This is a genomic window from Pseudomonas sp. Au-Pse12 (assembly GCF_021341665.1).
Classification (GTDB): domain Bacteria; phylum Pseudomonadota; class Gammaproteobacteria; order Pseudomonadales; family Pseudomonadaceae; genus Aquipseudomonas.
Genome location: NZ_JAJTTH010000030.1, coordinates 1 through 4545, shown reverse-complemented (window position 1 = coordinate 4545; position 4545 = coordinate 1). Strand labels below are relative to the sequence as shown.

Below are 4545 nucleotides of genomic sequence, written 5' to 3'. Positions count from 1 at the left end.
ATGGAGCCCAAAGTGACCAAAGGCTCTCTGCCCCTCCACTCGGTGCCTCGCCTAGGCTCGGCATGCCCTCACGCCGCAATGGGCCATCCATGGCCCAGTGCGGCTAACCCGGCGTCCTGCCGGGTTACCCACGGCTCAATGCCTGCGTTCGGCCATCGTGTCTAAAGGGGCAGGCAGATCAAAAGCCAAAGCAAGAGCAAAAGCAGACGGCGGCCTACAGGCCGGCCTGTTTTATTGCCGTTCGCGTTATCTGTAGGAGCTGCCGAAGGCTACGAACGACTGCTAAGCGGACAAGAATGGCTATTTATACGATTCAAGCCATAACCGATACTCAGCTTATCCCTACCAATAGCCCCGGAATCTACCAACGGAAAAAGAAGGTGCTAAAGCACAACATCTGGAGTATCCCTTAAGTCACCCTTCACCAAAAATGAGCAAAAGACTAAATCGACGAACGCAAAATATTGCGTACGGCAATGATCACAGCAGATAGTGAACAGCCATTGACAAACGTGCGTGACGGACAACTATCAGCCATTAGCTGATCTTCGGCTTACGTTTTCGTTGGGCCGAGTTGCAGTCATTAGCAAAGGACGTCAATCGGTCAAGATGAGATGTTCACGATGGGCCTTCATCAGCGATAATCTGCCATCGATGAAAGATAGATATCGCTTAGCTGAACAGTTTCAGCTACATCCGCTTACGCAGCGGACATTCTAAATATTTTTTGTTTAAGCTATCGCTTGCACGGACTCATAGAAAACTACATTTGCCAACCCATGTGGAGTAGCTATCAACCCGCAGCTACTAATCTAGCGCGATGCTTCAGATTAACACCTAGAAAAATTCACTCTATAGCGGATCTATACACAAACAGCCGTAGCTATTATTGGTGCATATCCCCCGCTACTGACTTCCGCTGCTAGGCAATGTGCTATCATCGAAACTCAGCGCAAGCTAGGAATGCCAATTTCACTTGAGGGATTTATGAGCAAGTCAGAATTAGAAGTATTAGAAGACATCAATAATCTTTTAAATTCCGAGAAAAATAACGAACACAATCTCGGCAGTGAAGGTAAATTTAAAAAAGTAAATGAAGCGTTCATTCTACCTTTTGGCAATGGGCGAGCATACTCTATTGACTCAAGAGGTAGAGTTTCCGGGGTAAAGCTGGGACGAATAGAAAACAATATTGGAAAAATTCTCGAACTTATATGTGAGCTTGTGCATGTAAAACGGATAGTTATTTTCGGCGGTGTAACCTATGACATTCCTGACAAGTTTCTTAAGTTGACCGAATTAGAGTTTTTGTGGGTAGGAGGGGCTATAAATAGATTACCACAGCATTTATTTTCATTGCTTTCTCCAATTACCGCAGTGCGCACCGCCTCCGACGCTGCATTCAATAGCTTTTTATCTAAAGACTTGCTTGATACTTTCACCCCTACTTCTCTAGAAGGGGATTCGATTAAAACTCGTAGAAAAAAATCACAGAAAAACCTCAACTCTGAAATACATATGCTGACTGAAGAAACAATTGAAGACTCACCATTTCAACTCGAAATACTGGATGAACTTCAACGTGCCAGTGGCTTATATGTAGTTTCTGATACCTTGTCTGATCCTCCGTTCGAAATATTGCTTCATGGTGCTGACGCAATAAATAATTATTATATTGAGAGAGCAAAGCAAAGCCTTCCATTGAACGAGTTGAAAGTTATACTTGTTGGAAATGGTGGCGCAGGAAAAACCTCCTTGGTAAAGCGTCTAATGGGTGAGCGCTTTGATGCGAAGGAAAAACAGACCCATGGTATCAATATAAAAAAATGGGCTTTATCTACAAATGATGGCGTCGAAGTTAAATTGAATTTTTGGGATTTTGGCGGGCAACAGATAATGCACGCAACCCATCAGTTTTTTCTTTCGAAACGAAGTGTTTACATATTGGTTCTAGACGGTAGAAAGGAGGAAGATCCGGAATACTGGCTACAACATATAACAAGTTTTGGCGGCGACTCTCCAGTTTTTGTAGTTCTAAACAAAGTGGATGAACACCCTTCTTTTGGAGCGAATGAAAAATTTCTGCGTGAGAAATATAAAAACATACTGGGTTTTTATAGAATTTCCTGCTCTAAACATATGGGTGTAGATGCGCTTATTGGAGACATGAAGTCTAATTTATCTGATATCCCGATGATAAAGACTCAATGGCCGTATTCATGGTTTCAGGTCAAAAAAGAACTAGAAGAAAAGGGCACAGAATTTATCACACTTGATCAGTATCGTAATATTTGTTCCAAACATGACGTACCTGCTGAAAGCCAAGAAATTTTAGTCGATTTTCTACATGATCTTGGCATTGTACTGCACTTTCGAGATATTCAGCTTTTGGATATGCACGTTCTCGACCCTCGCTGGGTCACTGAGGGCGTCTACAGAATCATAAACTCAAAAAAACTTGCTGAGCAAAATGGAGTACTAAAACTAGATGCTTTGACAGATGTACTCAAATACAAAAAAGGTCTTGTATTTACTTATCCGCCTGAAAAGCATTCATTCCTGGTAGATTTGATGGTGAAATTTGAGGTCTGTTATCGACTAAGTAGCGACTCAATACTAATACCGGACCTATTGGATGTTCAAGAGCCACAATTTTATTTTGATGATAGCGACGCGTTAAAGTTTGTCTTCGAATATGACTATCTCCCAAAGTCCGTAATGTTGAGATTAATAGTCAGACTTCATGCGGATATCAACAATATGGAAAGATGGCGCACGGGCGTTGTATTACATAGCGAAACCTTCTCAACTAAAGCCTTAATTAAGGCTGATGAGAAGGCGAAAAGAATATACGTCACCGTCGCAGGTCTGGAAAAGCGAGATTATTTTGCTGTAATACGAAGAACCATATTCGAAATAAATATTTCTTTTGAAAAACTAGGTTTCAGAGAGAAAGTTCCACTACCAGATGAAAGCGGACACATGGTGGATTACGCTGACTTAATTGGTCATGAGCGAAAAGGTATTGAGGAGATGTTTATTGGGCGACTAGATCGGAGCTTTAACGTGCAAAAATTATTGAATGGTGTGGAAAAGAAATCTTCTCGAGACTCCTCTCAAACCATCAACGTACATGGTAATTATTTTGCAGCCAACACGAATGTGCAAACGGTAATCGGGAATATAGGTAACACAGAGGAGGCATCAATGACCCAGCACACAGTTAATACTTGGGAAAAAATTATCGTTACATTTTCACTAGTACTATTTCTTGCACTTTTTGGTTATTTACTGGTGAGAAACACCCCCATTGATTCCAGTCTAATGGTAGCATTTAGAATAGTTATGAGCCTACTTGTCGCAGTTTTCGGCGCCACAGTCCCCGGATATATAAATGTCGGATTTTCTGCAAAGGGACTAACAGTTAGGGCCGCAGGTGCAATAGCGCTATTTGTATTGACGTATGTTTATACACCAGGAATATAATTAGTAAACTTTTCGGTGCACGCCTTTTTTGAGTAGTACTAGAAGCAGGCTGCTTTTTTTGCTTTAGCTCATCTATTCATTGGGCCGTGCACCGAAATAGCTTGGATAAATTCGTGACATCTCTTATGACGAATGGGTAACCACATCAACGGATTACCAGGACAACTTTCGTATGTTTACTATGACACGTGTCGATACAGCTCCGCGTACGGCTACAAAAGTTATTGACCAAGCCAGCCCTGTCTCCCATACCAACCTAAAAAAGCGGAATTTGATTTAAAGCCTCATTACACTCTTACCGCAGCCATTGCTGCCGGTAGACACACCCACTCAAACATCCCCTCCAACCCACCGTTGCCGGCCCCCACTCCTCGCCCCTATAGTCCACCCTCGCAGCAACATCCGCGACGACCTTGGCCGGTCGAACTACAACGCAGCATCAGCGTCCACAACACCTTTGCAGTCGCCTTTCCGGTGCCCGCGACAGGATGTTATGACGGCTGTGCGCGATGATTCTCCGGTCGTCATAGGCGCGTACAGCGGTCATTTTCTTCGTCGTTGGCAACTAAGGTGATTGCTCCCTGCACAGGAGCTGTACCGATGATTGACCAGCCACTCTCGCGCTTTACCGCCGTCGACACCCACGACGCCAATCAAGCCGTTTTCTACCTCGACACCCAAGCCTCCCTGAGCGATCTGGCCAGCAGTGCGGCCCATCGTTTCACCGTGGTGCGGGATCTGATGGACACGCTGTCCACGCTTAACCTGAAAGACATTGCCGACTGCGATCTGACGCGGGTCACCCGAGGGGTGCATCTGCTCACCCGGGAGGGTTGCGCGGTGCTGGAGGTGATTCAGTGGCGAACTGGACAAGAGTCCTGAGCACCATTGATGCAACAAGCGCGTAAAACGCGCTTGGCTTTGCTTTGGCTTTTGATCTTGCTCTTGCTCTTGATCTTCCTGCCCCCTCAGGAGGCCGAGCGCAGGCATTGCGCAGGGGGCAGCTCGGCATGGATGCCGAGCTAGCCGCCCCAGGCCATGGATGGCCTGTGGCGGCGG

The 4545-nt window shown here is 45.0% G+C and carries 2 protein-coding genes; both read left to right on the top strand.

Annotated features, from left to right (window positions below; all coding sequences use genetic code 11):
* Positions 1-987 precede the first annotated feature (987 nt).
* Positions 988-3486, top strand: coding sequence for a COR domain-containing protein (locus LXM55_RS32250; protein ID WP_233324185.1), 2499 nt, complete (start codon positions 988-990; stop codon positions 3484-3486).
* A gap of 600 nt (positions 3487-4086) precedes the next feature.
* Positions 4087-4368 (top strand): hypothetical protein, encoded by a 282-nt coding sequence (locus LXM55_RS32245; RefSeq protein ID WP_233324183.1) that lies wholly within the window; start codon positions 4087-4089, stop codon positions 4366-4368.
* The last annotated feature ends 177 nt before the right edge of the window (positions 4369-4545 follow it).

Excerpts from the sequence above, each read along its gene's own strand:
- LXM55_RS32250 (WP_233324185.1), top strand. The coding sequence starts at position 988 with ATGAGCAAGTCAGAATTAGAAGTATTAGAAGACATCAATAATCTTTTA.
- LXM55_RS32245 (WP_233324183.1), top strand. The coding sequence starts at position 4,087 with ATGATTGACCAGCCACTCTCGCGCTTTACCGCCGTCGACACCCACGAC.